This window comes from Kitasatospora sp. NPDC057542 (assembly GCF_042801945.1).
Classification (GTDB): domain Bacteria; phylum Actinomycetota; class Actinomycetes; order Streptomycetales; family Streptomycetaceae; genus Kitasatospora.
In genome coordinates this window covers 19,597-33,736 of record NZ_JBHVFE010000004.1, presented here as the reverse complement: position 1 = coordinate 33,736, position 14,140 = coordinate 19,597, and the positions used below count along the sequence as shown (strand labels likewise).

General features: G+C 74.4%; 13 protein-coding genes. 5 read left to right on the top strand and 8 right to left on the bottom strand.

The genetic code is table 11. The features are described from left to right. Positions 1 to 48 precede the first annotated feature (48 nt). The 4 genes from ACFU7Y_RS01235 to ACFU7Y_RS01220 are packed head-to-tail and all read right to left on the bottom strand — an operon-like array spanning position 49 to position 4,524. Positions 49 to 642 (bottom strand): ATP/GTP-binding protein, encoded by a 594-nt coding sequence (locus ACFU7Y_RS01235; RefSeq protein WP_224282247.1) that lies wholly within the window; start codon positions 640 to 642, stop codon positions 49 to 51. Positions 643 to 644: 2 nt separating this feature from the next. After that, entirely contained in the window at positions 645 to 1,199 is a 555-nt protein-coding gene (locus ACFU7Y_RS01230) for a DUF742 domain-containing protein (RefSeq protein ID WP_374120036.1), read from the bottom strand. 5 nt (positions 1,200 to 1,204) lie between these two features. After that, positions 1,205 to 1,669 carry a roadblock/LC7 domain-containing protein gene (locus ACFU7Y_RS01225; RefSeq protein ID WP_224282246.1) on the bottom strand — a complete coding sequence of 155 codons (465 nt, stop codon included), beginning with the start codon at positions 1,667 to 1,669 and terminating at the stop codon, positions 1,205 to 1,207. Next, positions 1,666 to 4,524, bottom strand: a complete 2,859-nt coding sequence (locus ACFU7Y_RS01220) for a nitrate- and nitrite sensing domain-containing protein (protein WP_380765901.1) — start codon at positions 4,522 to 4,524, stop codon at positions 1,666 to 1,668. Before ACFU7Y_RS01220 ends, ACFU7Y_RS01225 begins: the two co-directional genes overlap by 4 nt. A 696-nt stretch (positions 4,525 to 5,220) precedes the next feature. On the opposite strand from ACFU7Y_RS01220, the gene ACFU7Y_RS01215 reads away from it, so the two are divergent. From ACFU7Y_RS01215 to ACFU7Y_RS01205, 3 genes are all read left to right on the top strand, one after another. Further along, complete coding sequence (locus ACFU7Y_RS01215; RefSeq protein ID WP_224282452.1) at positions 5,221 to 5,703, top strand: YbaK/EbsC family protein; 483 nt, start codon at positions 5,221 to 5,223, stop codon at positions 5,701 to 5,703. Between the two features lie 551 nt (positions 5,704 to 6,254). After that, positions 6,255 to 8,042, top strand: coding sequence for an ABC transporter ATP-binding protein (locus ACFU7Y_RS01210; RefSeq protein WP_380765899.1), 1,788 nt, complete (start codon positions 6,255 to 6,257; stop codon positions 8,040 to 8,042). A 46-nt stretch (positions 8,043 to 8,088) separates the two neighbouring features. After that, on the top strand, positions 8,089 to 8,574 hold the full coding sequence (locus ACFU7Y_RS01205) for a hypothetical protein (protein WP_224282450.1): 486 nt from the start codon (positions 8,089 to 8,091) through the stop codon (positions 8,572 to 8,574). On the opposite strand, the gene ACFU7Y_RS01200 is transcribed toward ACFU7Y_RS01205, so the two are convergent. The 3 genes from ACFU7Y_RS01200 to ACFU7Y_RS01190 form a co-directional block, all read right to left on the bottom strand. Beyond that, complete coding sequence (locus ACFU7Y_RS01200) at positions 8,559 to 9,203, bottom strand: response regulator transcription factor (RefSeq protein ID WP_224282449.1); 645 nt, start codon at positions 9,201 to 9,203, stop codon at positions 8,559 to 8,561. The genes ACFU7Y_RS01205 and ACFU7Y_RS01200 overlap by 16 nt on opposite strands. After that, a complete protein-coding gene (locus tag ACFU7Y_RS01195) occupies positions 9,194 to 10,357 on the bottom strand; it encodes a sensor histidine kinase (RefSeq protein WP_224282448.1) in 1,164 nt (387 codons plus the stop codon). The genes ACFU7Y_RS01200 and ACFU7Y_RS01195 overlap by 10 nt, the downstream gene beginning before the upstream one ends. A gap of 68 nt (positions 10,358 to 10,425) precedes the next feature. Continuing rightward, a complete protein-coding gene (locus ACFU7Y_RS01190; protein ID WP_224282453.1) occupies positions 10,426 to 11,091 on the bottom strand; it encodes a DedA family protein in 666 nt (221 codons plus the stop codon). 196 nt (positions 11,092 to 11,287) lie between these two features. On the opposite strand from ACFU7Y_RS01190, the gene ACFU7Y_RS01185 reads away from it, so the two are divergent. Beyond that, entirely contained in the window at positions 11,288 to 11,794 is a 507-nt protein-coding gene (locus ACFU7Y_RS01185) for a hypothetical protein (RefSeq protein WP_380765895.1), read from the top strand. 57 nt (positions 11,795 to 11,851) lie between these two features. Here ACFU7Y_RS01185 and ACFU7Y_RS01180 read toward each other — a convergent pair whose 3' ends face one another. Continuing rightward, positions 11,852 to 12,655: a nucleotidyltransferase family protein gene (locus ACFU7Y_RS01180; protein WP_224282446.1), complete on the bottom strand. Its 804-nt coding sequence runs from the start codon at positions 12,653 to 12,655 to the stop codon at positions 11,852 to 11,854. A 264-nt stretch (positions 12,656 to 12,919) separates the two neighbouring features. Here ACFU7Y_RS01180 and ACFU7Y_RS01175 point away from each other — a divergent pair, with 264 nt between their 5' ends. Then, the gene (locus ACFU7Y_RS01175; RefSeq protein ID WP_380765893.1) at positions 12,920 to 14,140 is read left to right on the top strand and encodes a glycosyltransferase; all 1,221 of its coding nucleotides are present in this window, start codon (positions 12,920 to 12,922) and stop codon (positions 14,138 to 14,140) included.

Here is a 14,140-nt window from a genome sequence, read left to right as displayed (position 1 = left end):
GGGAGGAAGTTCACGAGTGCGGATGGCGGCCGGCCGGGGATCGGAGGGTCAGCCGGCGGGCCTGGCGGCGAGGTCCATCAGGTGGTCGACGAGGGCGAGCAGCAGGTCCCGTCCGAAGGCACGCTCGCGCACGTCGCCGAGCAGCATCGGCACCTGCGGGTCGAGGTCGAGCGCGGCCCGGATCTCGTCGGGGGTGCGGGTGTTGGTGTTGTGGAAGCAGTTGATCGCGACCACGAACGGGATGCCCCGGCTCTCGAAGAAGTCGATGGAGGCGAAGCTGGTGTCCAGCCGGCGGGTGTCGGCGATGACGATCCCGCCGAGAGCGCCGTTGACCAGGTCGTTCCACATGAACCAGAAGCGTTCCTGGCCGGGCGTGCCGAACAGGTAGACGACCAGCTCGGGGCTGACCGTGATCCGGCCGAAGTCGAGCGCGACGGTGGTGGTGGTCTTCTGGTCGACGCCGGCCAGGTCGTCGACGCCGACGCTGGCCCGGGTCAGGTACTCCTCGGTGCGCAGCGGGGTGACCTCGCTGACCGAGCCGACCAGGGTGGTCTTGCCCACGCCGAAGCCGCCCGCGATCAGGATCTTGACGGCGGCCGGGGCGGCGGCGGGGTCGTCGATGGCGCAGTGGGGTGTTGCCATGTTCAGAGTCTCCGGAGTCCTTCGCGTACGGCCGTGAGCAGGCCGAGGTCCACGCCCCCGGCGGCCCGGGCCACCGAGAGCGGGGCCCGGGCGTTCAGCAGGCCCTGGGCGACCAGGTCGCCCAGCAGGATCTTGGTGACCGAGACCGGGAGGTCCAGGCCGGCCGACACCTCGGCGACGGCGATGGGGTGCCGGCAGCGTTCGAGGATCAGCCGGTGCTCGGGCTGGAGGCCGCGCGCACCGGCGCGGCTGCCCCGCGCCAGGGCAGCGTCGGCCTCCGCCTCGACCGTGGTGAGCACGGTGATGAGGGTGAGGTCGTCGCGCTCCGGCGCGGTCCGGCCGCGGGTGATCGTGTACGGGCGCACCATGCTGCCCGTCTCGTCCTCCGCGTCCTCCTCCTCCAGCTCGCTCCAGTGCGGCACCGCGCCGCGCCGCCAGCGGTCGTCCCAGCCGGGCTGCGGATCGGACTGAGGGTCGGAGGCCGGGACGGACTGCGGACCAGCCTGCCGGCCGTCGTCGCGGCCGTCCCCCCAGGCGTCGTTCCCGTACGGTTCCACCTGCGTCAGCCCCGGGTCCGGGCGGCGAAGGCGTCGAAGGACGCCGGGGCGGCGGGGGCACCGGGGGCGCCCTCGTTGCGGACGGGGGTGGTGAGCTTCTGGCCGACCTGCTGCACCAGGGTGTGCATCGCGACGGACATCACCTCGGCGTCGACCTCCTGGGAGGCGACCACGGCCAGGTGGGTGCCCTGGGCGGCGGCGATGATGAACAGCCAGCACTCGGCGAGCTCGACGATCACCTGGTGCACCGGTCCGCCGTCGAAGAGCTGCCCGACGCCCCGGGCCAGGCTCTGCTGGCCGGTGGCGACGGCGGCCAGGCGCTCGGCGTCGGCCCGCTCGATGGTGCGGGAGTGGCTGACCACGAGACCGTCGTCGGAGAGCAGGACGGCGTTCCTGGTCCCGGGCACCGAGTCGACGAGTCCGTCCAGCAGCCAGTCCAGGTCCTGGTGGGTGGCGATCGTGCGGTTCATTGCTGGTCATCCGTTCGTGTGGTTCGGGAATCCGCGGTCGGAAGGGCCCAGGGGGACGGGGCGGGTGTGGGGGAGGGGGCGGGCGGGGTGTCGGGCAGCAGGTGCTCGCCGCTGTCCTGGGCCCGGGCGGCGCGGGACTGGCGCTGGAAGGCGCCGATCGCCGCACCCGAGCGCCGCACCGGGCAGTCGGTGCGCTGGAACGGGCCCGCGGGCGCGGCGTTCTCGGCGGGCCGCTCGACCCACTGCGGCTGGGTGGGCGGGGGCACCCGCAGTTCGGCCGCCAGGCTGGCCTGCCGGACGCGCTGCGGCAGCGGGGGCTGGCCGCTCTCGGCCGGACTGAACGGCACCGAGGTCCGGTACTCGCGGCGCTGCCGCCGCTCGGCCAGCCGGTAGTGGTCGGCCGGGCGGTACTGCTCGTCGGCGTACGGGGCCTCGGCCTCGGTGACCCGGGCGTAGGCGATGTCCGGGTAGACCGGGGCGCCCTGGGTGGGGGCCGGGTCGGCCGGGGAGCTGTGCTCGATCGGCTGCTCCGACTGGGAGGGCGGCTGGGCGGCCGGGATCGGCTGCTCCGCCCCGTATGACGGCTCCGAGCCGACGGACGGTTCAGTGCCGTACGACGGCTCCGCGCCGAAGGGCTGCGCGGACGGGTACGCCTGCTCGGCCCGGAACGGCTGCTCCGCCTCGAACTGCGGCGCCGGGAGGGCCGCCTGAGCGTCCGGGGGCAGCGGCGGCTGCTGGACGGCCGCCGGCGGGAACGGCGCCTGCGGCAGCGGGACCTCCTGGAGCGTGGTCTCCGGCCCCGTCTCCTCCCCGGCACCCGGCGGGGCCAGCGGCAGCGGCACCGGAGCCGCCTGCGGGGCGAAGTCGCCCCGGGTGAAGGAGTCCACCGGCGCGACCGGCGGGCCGGCCGGCACCGGGGCGGGCGTCTCGTCGGAGGCCGAGCGCACGGCCCGGCGCGAGCGGCGCACCAGCGGGATCGGCTCGGTGGCCGTGCCGCCGGCGCCGTCCGGCAGCCCGGCGTCGCCGTCGAGGACCAGCTCGTCCGGAACGAGCACGACCGCCCGGGTGCCGCCGAAGGCGGACGGGCGGAACTCGATCCTCAGCCCGTGCAGGGCGGCCAGCCGGGAGACCACGTGGAAGCCGAGGCGGATGTCGTCGGCCCGGGCCAGCACGTCGGTGCGCGGGGGCCGGCTCATCAGCTCGTTGGCGGTGTCGTACTGCTCCGGGTCCATGCCGAGGCCGCGGTCCTCGATCTCGATCGCGAGCCCGCGGCCGACCACGGCGGCGCGCACCTCGACCGGCGTGGGCGGCTTGGAGAAGGTGGTGGCGTTCTCCATCAGCTCGGCGAGCACGTGTGCCACCGGGCCGACGGCCCGTTCGGAGAGCCACGGGTGGCCCTCGATGTCGATCGAGATCCGGCGGTAGTCCTGCACCTCGCCCTGCGCGGCGCGCAGCACGTCCAGCAGCGGGACGGGCTTGCGCCAGCGCCGCTGCGGCTGGCCGCCGGCCATGATGACGAGGTTCTCCTCGTAGCGGCGCAGGCGGGCGGTGAGGTGGTCGAGGTCGAAGAGGCCCTCCAGGACCTCCGGGTCGTCGTGCCGGCGCTCCAGCTCGTCCAGCTTGCGCAGCTGGCGGCCGATCAGCAGCTGGGTGCGGCGGGCGATGCGCTGGAGCAGCCGCTCGAAGCCGCGGTGCTGCTCGGCCTGGCCCACGGCGGCCTTCAGGGCGGCGGAGCGGGCGAGGTTGAGCGCCTGGCCGAGGCGGGCCAGCTCGTCGGTGCCGTTGCCGTGCGGGCCGGCCGTGATGCTGTGGCTCTCGGCCTCGACGTCCACCTGCTCGCCGCGGCCGAGGCGGTCGACCACCTCGGGCAGGGTGCGCTGCATGTCCTCGGCCTGGGTGTGCAGATCCTTGATGCGGCGGCGCAGCGACCGGCTCAGGCGCCAGGAGGCGATGACGACCGCGATGACCGTGACCAGGCCGATGGCGGTGGTCAGCACCACGCGGGTGAGCATGCCGATGATGGCGGTCTTGGCGACCTCGATGATGCCGTTGGTGCGGTCCTCCAGTGCCTTGACCAGCGGCGGGTTGAGCCCGTCGATGGCCTGGCGCCACTGGTCCTGCGTCGCCGGGACCTTGACCGTGCCGCCGGCGTCGGCCGCGGTGGGCTTGAGCAGGGCCTGCTCGACGGCGGCCTTGGCCTGCCAGGACGGGCTGTTGACCAGCTCGTGCCAGGCCGGTGCCTCGGAGTCCGGGATGTACGGGATGACCTGGACGTTGAGCAGGTGGTCCTGCGTGCCGATCAGCTGCTGGACCTGCTGGTAGTCGGTGGCGGACAGCCGCCCGGTGGGCCAGCCGCGGGCCAGGATGGCGTCCTCGCGGGAGAGCATCTCCTTGACCCAGAAGGCGTTGACCAGGGTCTTGGACAGCCAGGCGACCTCGCCGGTGTCGACCCGGCTGAGCGCGGTGAACAGCCGCAGGTCGACGCTGATCAGGTCGGTGTAGTAGGCGAAGACGCTCTGCTGGTCGGTGGTGCCGCGGTCGACGGCGGAACGCTGCTCGGCCAGCTTGCCCATGGCCTGGCGGGCCTCGATGACGGCCGCGCGGATCTCGGCGGGGGCGTTGTCGGCGGTCGCCCCGGAGAGGGTCTGGAACTGGCGTACCGCGTCGTCGGTCAGCTGCCGCTGGTGACGCAGCTGGTCGGCGTTGGAGCCGGGCCGGGCGAGCGCCTCGGCACTGAGCCGGCGCTCCTCCTGGAGGTTGTAGTAGACGATGTTGGACGGCTGGCCGGCCTTCTGCGCGATGGTGGCCTGGTCGGCCAGCCGCTGGAAGTCGGAGACGGTCTCACCGCTGGTCACGGCCCAGAGGGCGACCAGGGCGATGCTGGGGACGACGGCCAGGACGAGCAGCGCCGTCCGCAGGGACAGGCGTGGACGCCTGCGGGGGCCCTTCGGCGTCGGGGGCCGCCGATTCGCACGCGCGCGCAGAGCTGACTCCTTGAGGCTGGCGGCCGGCCGGTGAGGGGCGGGCCGTCCGGGGCGTGGGATTTTTGACGAAGCGATATTAGTCATACCGTGTGATTGGAGTGAAAGTCCGTTCGCCGCCTGGGCCGGGCTTGTGCACGCGGCGTCCACAATGTCATTCAGTCGTTGACTGTACGTATGCGGAGCAGGCGGCTCCGGACTTGCTTGACACAGTGTCAATGCGGCGCGCGGCCGCTGGATGGCCGTCATGTGAAAACTGTGTGACGCCCTTCCGGGAGGCGCTCGGCGGTGCGGTGGGCGGGTCGTCCGTGGACGAGCGGACGCCCCTCGGCGGGCCGGCGCGCGGGATCGGGCGGCCTCCGGCTCCGCCCCCGGCACCCGCCCGGCAGCCTCCGGACCGCGGTCGTGCAGGGCGTGCGGCCGTGGACGCGCCCCCGGGGGAGCCTTCTCCCTGCGGGACGCCCCGGTGCTCACCGCGGACGTCCGGGCGGTGCCGGGCGCCGTCGCACCGGCCGCCGCGGGCTCCGCCGACGCCGACGACGGCCGCCGCGCGGAAGGCATGATGGGCCGATGACTTCCTCCCTCCCCACCCGCAGCCAGGCCGTGGCCGAGGCCCTGGCGGCGGCCGGCGTCCCCGGTGGGATCCGCCTCCTGCCCGACTCCGCGCGCACCGCGGCCGAAGCCGCCGCCGCGCTCGGCTGCGAGGTCGGCGCCATCGCGAACAGCCTGGTGTTCCTCTGTGACGGTGCGCCGCTGCTGGTGATGACCAGCGGTGCCCACCGGGTCGACACCGTCCACCTGGCCGGGCGGTTGGGAACCGGCCCGATCGAGCGCGCCACCGCCGTCCAGGTCCGCGAGGCCACCGGCCAGGCCATCGGCGGCGTCGCCCCGACCGGCCACCCGGCCCGGCTGCGCACCGTGGTCGACACCGCGCTGCAGCAGTACGACGTGCTCTGGGCGGCCGCCGGGCACCCGCACACGGTCGTACCGATGACGTACGAGGAGTTGCTGCGGGTGACAGCCGGAACCCCGTCCGTCGTCACGCCTGGCTGAACCCCGTCCGTCAGCCGGATGGCGGATGTCGAGCTGCGGGTTCCGTGGCCGGCCACATACTGGAGGAGTGGGAGGGACCCGGGCGTCATTTTCGCCTCCGGCCCCGCCGGTATGGAACCCGACCACGAACGGCAGATCCGGTGCCGCAACCCCGTCTCTCCTGGGCGCAGTCGCCTCGGCGGCGGCCTGAGCGAGCGGAGCACCGGTGCGACGAGAGAAAGAAGCCGCACAATGAGTTACTTCGACCGTCGAGACCATGGCAACGGACGTCGGAACCGCCGTCGTCGTCGCTCCAACCGCCGTCGTCGTTTCGGCATGTGGTGACGGAGGGACCGGTACGGGTCGCTTCTGGCAACCCGTCATAGTTTCCAACCCCGGGGCCGGCGGTTCCACCGCCGGCCCCATCATCGTGAACGGGGTGCGCCATGCACGGTGCGACGGCCTCGGGGAACCGAACGGAGGAATCCGACGGGAGGACGGACGAGGGGGGGAACGAGGGGCCGGACCGGGAGGTCGACGAGAGGCCCGACGGTACCGGCGCGCAGGGGCCGGTGGCGGACTCGCCGGCCATCCCGCTGCGCGGACTGTTCCACCGGTTCTGGCCCTGGGTGCGCCCCGACGCGCGCTGGCTCCCGGTGGCCGCCGTCCTGCTCGTTCTCGGAGCGTTCGGCGAGGTCGTCTCGGTCTGGCTGTTCAAGGACCTCATCGACGACGTCCTCGTCCCACGGCGTTTCGCCGACTTCTGGCCGCTCGCCGGCGCCATGCTCGGCGCCGCCGTCGCGGCCGCCCTGTTCGCCTTCGCGGGCACCTACACGAGCACCTGGATCGCCGAACGCTACATGCTGCGGCTGCGCACCGACACCCTCGCCCACCTGCACACCCTGCCGCCGGACACCCTGGAGACCCGCTGGCGCGGAGACCTGGTGGCCCGGATGACCGCCGACATCGCGGCGATCGAACAGATGGTGGCGACCGGCATGGTCGAGGGCGCCGTGGCCGGCATCAGCCTGCTGCTGTTCATCGGCGCCGCGTTCTACCTCAGCTGGCCGCTCACCGTGGCCGCGCTGCTCGTCGCCCCCCTGTTCATCCTCTCCACCAGCCTGTTCGGGCGGCGCATCCGCGCCCGCGAACGCCAGGTCCAGCGCCGCGCGGGCGGCATCACCGCACTGCTGGAGGAAAGCCTGCGCAACGCCGTGATCACCCGGACCTACGGGCAGGAGCACCGCGAGGTCGAACGGGTCCACCGCGAGGGCCGGGCCCTGCTCGACGCCGAACTCGCCGCCGCCCGCGTCTCCGACCTCTACCAGCCCTTCCTCAGCGTGCTGCAACTGCTCGCCGCGCTGGTCGTGGTGGGCGTCGGCGCGCTGGAGGTCATCCACGGGAAGCTGAGTCTCGGCGGACTGCTCGCCTTCGCGGCCTTCATGGCCCAGCTCTTCGAGCCGGTCCAGCAGCTCGCCGCACTCGTCCCGCTGGCCGGCGCCGCCTGCGCCTCCGGCGAGCGGGTCCTGGAACTGCACGACATGACCAGCCCGGTACGGGAGAGCGACGGCGCCCGGGACGTCGGGCTGGTGCGCGGCCGGGTCACCTTCGAAGGCGTCCGCGTCGCCTACCCGGGCAGCAACGGCAGCACCGGCCCGCCCGTCCTCGCCGGCGTGGCCTTCGACGTCCCGCCCGGCGAGACCCTGGCCCTCGTCGGGCCCAGCGGCAGCGGCAAGTCCACCCTCGCCAAGCTCCTCGTCCGCTTCCTCGACCCGGAGGCGGGCACCATCCGCCTCGACGGCCACGACATCCGCGGCCTCACCCTCGCCTCGCTGCGTCACGCCGTCACCCTGCTCCCGCAGCAGGCCCCGCTCTTCCACGCCACCATCGCCGACAACATCGCCTACGGCCGCCCCGGCGCCCCACAGCCCGAGATCGAACGCGCGGCCCGGACCGCCGGCGCCCACGACTTCGTCACCGCCCTCCCGGACGGCTACGGCACGACCATCGGCGCCGACGGCTTCCAGCTCTCCGGCGGCCAGAGCCAGCGCATCGCCATCGCCCGCGCCCTACTGCGCGACACCCCGGTCCTCGTCCTCGACGAACCCACCACCGGCCTCGACCCGCACACCGTCGAGCAGCTCATCCCCCCGCTGCGCCGCCTGATGGCCGGGCGCACCACTGTCCTGATCACCCACGACCGGGCCCTCCTGTCGCTGGCCGACCGGGTGCTCACCATCGGTCCGCCGGGCGCAGACCGCCAGGGTGCCGGCCTCCGGGGCACCGGCCCGGACACCGGTGCGGGTATTCGCCCGGTCGCGAGCCTGGTCGCCGTGCTCCGGGCGCTGCGGGATCGTTGAGGCCCGGGCGTCGGAGCGCTGCCCCCGGCCGGGGGATACTGCCGCAATGCTGTTGACGTGGATCGCCGAGCTGGCCGACGAGCCGCTCGCGCTGGAGCCGGACGACCACCCGGTGGAGTGGGAGACCAACACCTGGTGGCTGAGCGCCGAGGTCGAGGACCGGCAGGCGCTGACGACCGAGGAGGTGGTGGACGCCTTCGAACGGACCGCCGCCCTGCTCCGGGAACGGGTCCGGGCGCTGGGCCACGACGGGCCGGCCACGTTCTACGTCTGGCACGACGACCAGGCCGGGCAGCTGCGGTGCTCGACCGGGTCGGTCGGCGCGGACGACCTGCCGTTCCGCGGCGCGTACGAGCCGGTGGCGGACCTCGGGCCGATCGTCGCGGACTTCCTGGCCGACGAGGAGCCCGGCGTGACCAGGCTGACGGACGAGGCGGACGAACAGGAGTCGGTGATCGGATTCTTCCCCGTCTGGGTCCGTGACGTCGGAAACGCCGGGGCCGTCGGGGCGGCGGACTATGCGCCGAGGTAGTGCAGGACGGCCAGGATGCGGCGGTTGTGGTCGGTGGTGCGGGGCAGGTCCAGCTTGTCGAAGACGGCGTTGAGGTTCTTCTCCACCGCGCTCAGCGAGACGTGCAGCCGCTGGGCGATGGCGGCGTTGGTCCAGCCCTCGGCGAGCGCCTCCAGGACGCTGCGCTCGCGCGGAGTGAGCCGGGCCAGCGGATCGGTGCGCGTGGTGCGCACCACCAGCCGGCGGACCACCTCCGGGTCGATCGCCGCGCCGCCCGCCGCGACCCGCACCAGGGCGTCCAGGAACTCCTCGACCTCGGCCACCCGGTCCTTCAGCAGATAGCCGACCCGCTCCGCGCCCGCGTCCAACAGCCTGGCCGCGTAACCGCGTTCGATGTGCTGGGAGAGCACCAGCACGCCCACCTCCGGCCAGCGCTCACGGATCTCCACCGCTGCCCGCAGCCCCTCGTCGGTGTGGGTCGGCGGCATCCGGATGTCCACCACCACGACGTCCGGCCGCTGTTCGGCCACCGCCGCCGTCAGCGCCGTCGCATCGCCCACCGCGGCCAGCACCTCGTGCCCCTCCTCGACGAGCAGGCGGACCAGGCCCTCCCGCAGCAGGGTCGAGTCCTCGGCGAGGGTCACGCGCATGGCAGCTCCGCGGTGATGACGGTGGGGCCCCCGGCGGGGCTGTGGACGTGGAGGGTACCGTCCAGCGCGGCGACCCGCCCACGCAGGCCGGTCAGGCCGCTGCCCGACGGGTCCGCGCCACCACCGCCGTCGTCCTCCACCCGTACCGTGAGCAGGGTGGCGGTCCTCTCGACCCGGGCCGAGACCGCCGAGGCGGCGGAGTGCTTGGCCGCGTTGGTGACGCACTCCGACACCACGAAGTACGCCGCCGTGCGCACCGGTTCGGGCAGCGGGCCGGCCACCTCGTAGCGGAGCCGCAGCGGGACGGGGCACCGCTCGGCCACCCCGCCCAGCGCCTCCTCCAGCCCCAGGGTGTCCAGCGCCGACGGGTACGCCCGCCAGGCCACCTCGCGCAGCTCGGTCAGCACCTCCTGCGCCTCCTTGTGGGCCTGGCGCAGCAGCGCCTCCGTCCGCTCCGGGTCCCGGTCGCGGCCCAGGCCGCGCCGCGCCCGGCCGAGCAGCATCGCCAGCGCCACCACCCGCTGCTGCACGCCGTCGTGCAGGTCCCGCTCGATCCGCCGCCGCTCGGTGTCCACCGCCTGCACCACCGCGGCCCGGCTGTCCGCCAGTTCGGCGATCCGGTGGCGCAGCAGCTCGGCCTCGGACGGTCCGAAGCACTCCCGGGCGGTCCTGGCGTCCAACGCGGCCAGCGAGAACAGGCCCTGCACGGCCAGGAAGAGCAGCACCCCGCCGAGCAGCACCTGGGTCGCCAGCTCCTCCCAGCCGAGCGAGCCGCGCAGCACCCCGCCGACCAGCAGCACGGCCAGCACCGTCCCGAAGACCAGCAGCCCCAGCACCACCCCGGCGACCAGCCCGCCGCCGCTGCGCACCACCAGGTAGCGCAGCAGCCTGCGGTCGTCCGCCCGGTAGTGGCGGGGGAAGCGGTCGCCGAAGAACGCGCTGCGCCGGGCCCGTTCCACGGCGGCCAGCCGGCGTACCCCGGACAGCAGGGCCGGCGCCGCGTACGGGCGGGTGCGCGGCCAGAGCAGGAACGGGCCGAGGGCGACGGCCGCGAGGAGGAGGTACAGCGCGGCGAGGACGGCGCTCGGGCAGCCGATCAGAACTCCGGCGGCCCGGCGCGGCCATGACGTGGTGTCTGCTCCATCCCCCTGCACGGGGTCCGAGCTTACGGGGCCTGCCGGGGCTACGGGGCCCGCCGGGGTTGTGGGGTCTGCCGGGCCGCTCACCGGGCGCGGCGGTGCTGGGCGGCGCTGTTGCGTCCGCGCCAGCGCATCGCGACGTACCCGGCCACGGCCACCACGACCAGCACCAGGACCGCCTTGGAGAGCAGGCCGACGTACGTCTCCACCACGTCCCAGCGGTCCCCGAGCAGGAACCCGGCCATCACCAGCACGCTGTTCCACACCAGGCTGCCGATCGTGGTCAGCATGACGAACGCGGGAAGCGGCATCCGCTCGACCCCGGCCGGCACGGAGATCAGGCTGCGGAAGATCGGCACCATCCGGCCCAGCAGCACCGCCTTCGTCCCGTGCCGGGCGAACCAGGCCTCGGTGCGCTCCAGGTCCGAGGCCTTGACCAGCGGCAGCCGGGCCCAGATCGCGTGCATCCGCTCCCGGCCGAACAGGGCGCCCAGCCAGTAGAGGACGACGGCTCCGGCGACCGAACCGAGGGTGGTCCAGGTCAGGGCGGAGGCGAGGCTGATCACGCCCTGCCCTGCGGCGAAGCCCGTCAGCGGCAGGATCACCTCGCTGGGCAGCGGCGGGAACAGGTTCTCCAGCGCGATCGCCAGGCCCGCCCCGGGGCCGCCCATGGTGTCCACCAGGTCGGCGGCCCAGCCGGCGAAGCCGTCGGCGGGCTGCTGGGCGATGGCGAGGACGGTGTGCTGCATGCGGGGCTCCAGGGTGGTCGGGGCGCCGGCGCTGGTGCGTCCGGCTCTGTTCTCCACGCTAGAAATCGCAGGTCAGCGGCGGTATGAGGGTTTCCGGCGAACCTCCTGCGGGAAACCGCACCGCCGCGCCCTGCGGCTTTCCGCAGGGCGGCTTATCCAGTGGCGACGGCCGCGGTCGTCTTGTCAGGATGTCTCCATGAACGACGCCTTCACCCTGGCCTGGCAGTACACCGCCGGACTCGTCCACCCCGAGGGACTGCCGATGGCCGCCGCCGAACTGCTGGCGGCGGGTGTCGGCGAGGAGTCGCCCGCGCTGTGCGAGCTGGCGGGGCGGCGGGGCCGTGGCGAGCCCTCGGCCGAGCTGACGGAGCTGCTGTGGCAGGCGATGGCCGAGCTCGGCCTGCCGGTGCCGGACGACGACCTCGTCCGGCGCTGCGTGCTGCACCGCACGGCGGCCCGGCTGACGTCGGGGGAGATCACGCCGGGGGAGGCCGTCGTCAGGCTCTGGCACCTGGGCGGCTCGAACGCGACCGCGGCGGGAGAGCGGCTCGTGGAGGTGGTCGACCAGCTCTGCTGCCCGGACTGCCTTGACGGCTGGGCGCCCGGGACGCAGCAGACATGGGAGCAGGAACTGAGGGCGGCGGCCGTCGCGGTGACGGCCGAACCCGACCACGAACTCACCGCTTCCTGGTACCGGGACTGACCACCCCCGCACCGCGCCACCGGGCACCGCAGGGGCCCCGCCCCACCTCGGGCCGGCTCAGCGGTTCAACGCGGCCACGGTCTCCCGGGTCAGCTCCCGCGCCCGGGCGACGGTGGCCGTCAGCTCGGCCGCAGACCCGCCGGGCGCGGCGAGCAGGCCGCGCACGCGCGGGCCGAAGTCCGGTGGGGTGTCGGGCAGTTGCTCAGCGGCGGCCAGGGCGCCCTTCTCGTTGAGGCACCAGCGGCGGTGATGGGCGTACAGGGCCTGGACCAGGATGCCGACGGCGCGGGACAGGCAGAGCGAGACGTGCAGGGCGTCGGCGCGGGCGGCGCTCTTCGCGGCGGTGTCGAGCAGGAAGCCGGCCTCCCAGGCGGCCGCGGTGAGGGCCCCGCGCAGCGGCTCCGGGTAGTCGGCGGTCTGCTCCTTGAGCCGCGCCAACTCCCCGGTGGGGTCGGCCAGCGGCTGCCCGAGGGCGACCTCGCCCGGGTAGCAGGGCGACCAGAAGCCGAGCGGGTGGCCGGCCTGCGTCCCCACCTCGTAGCGGCCCTCCCGGCAGTCCGCCCACACCTGCCCGACCCGGTCGAGGTCCCGCAGGATCCAGTCCACGGCGACACCGTCGACCCGCAGCCACGCCCCGCCGTTCACCCACGGGCCCCAGCCGCCCGGGCCGGCCACCTCGACCTCCGGCCCGGCGAGCGCCCGCAGCGCGTCGAGGTCGAGGCCGCCCCGGTAGTACACCCCGAGGTCCCAGTCCGACTCCGGCCGCTCCTCGCCCCGCGCCCGGCTCCCGCCGAGCATCACCCCCACCACGCCCGGCACGCGGGTGAGTTGGCCGGCCATGTCCTCGATGATCGCGCGCATGGGGGAGAGTCTGGCAGGTGGTGCGGCGCCCGGCCGGGGAATTCCGGGTGCCCGGCGCGCTGGGGAAGGCCGGAAGGGCCGGGCGGTCAAGGGGAGTTCGGTGCTGTGAAGTGCCGTGTCGGCGTTGCGGCGGCGTCTGCGGAGGTGTCACCACTCCTCGCCACTCTCAACGTATAGCGCACGGGGGGCCTTGCGGCAAGGCCCCGGTGATGCCGCAGAATCACCGGCTCAGGGACGCAGTCTGCACGAACGGGGAGTCACGAAGTGCGAGTGGTGTTGTCGACGTACGGGTCGCGCGGGGACGTCGAGCCGATGGCCGCGCTGGCGTTGCGGCTGAAGGAACTGGGCGCCGAGGTACGGGTGTGCGCGCCGCCGGACGACGAGTCCTCGGCGCGGCTGGCCGAGGCCGGAGTGGAGCCGGTGCCGGTCGGGCAGTCGGTGCGCTCACTGGTCAGCGGGCCGCCCCCGGCACCCTCGGACCTCCCCAAGCGCGCCGCCCGGCTGGTCGAGCAGTTCCACGCGGCGGTGCTCGGAGCGGCCGAGCCGGGCGGCGCGGTGGTGGCCACCGGCCTGTTCCCGGCGGTGGCCGGCGCACAGGCGGCGGCCGAGCAACTGGGCGCCCGCTTCGCGTGCGTCGCCCTCCAGCCGACCATGCTGCCCTCCCCGCACCACCGGCCGTTCGAGTACCCGATGCGGCCGTACCCGCCGGAGGTGACCGCCCCCCGGGAGCTGTGGGAGCTCAACATCGGGACGATGAACGCCCTGTTCGGCGAAGCGGTCAACACCCACCGGGCGGCGGTCGGGCTGCCGCAGGTCGACAACGTCCGGGACCACGTCCTCACCGGACGGCCGTGGCTGGCCACCGACCCGCTGCTCGACCCATGGCCCGGCTCCGAGGGGGACGGCGGGGTCTGGCCCGAGGTGGTGCAGACCGGCGCGTGGATCCTGCCGGACGAACGCCCGCTGCCCGCCGACCTGTCGGCCTTCCTGGCGGCCGGCGACGCACCGGTGTACGTCGGCTTCGGCAGCATGCCGCTGCGCGACCCGGCGGACGCCGCCCGGACCGCCGTCGAGGCCGTCCGGGCGCAGGGCCGGCGGGTGCTGCTCGGCCGCGGCTGGGCCCGACTCGCCGAGGTGGACGGGGCCGAGGACTGCTTCGTGGTCGGCGAGGTCAATCAGCAGGCACTGTTCCCGAAGGTCGCCGCCGTCGTCCACCACGGCGGCGCGGGCACCACCACCACGGCCGCCCGGGCCGGCACGCCCCAGGTGCTGGTCCCGCAGATGGTGGACCAGCCGTACTGGGCCGCGCGGGCGGCGGAACTGGGCATCGGCGTCGCCCACGACGGCCCGACCCCGACCACCGAAACCCTCACCGCCGCCCTCCGTCACGCCCTCGCCCCCGCCACCCGTGAGCGCGCCGCCGCCCTCGCCGCCGGCATCCGCTCGGACGGCGTAGCGGTGGCCGCGAAGCTGCTGCTGGGCTGA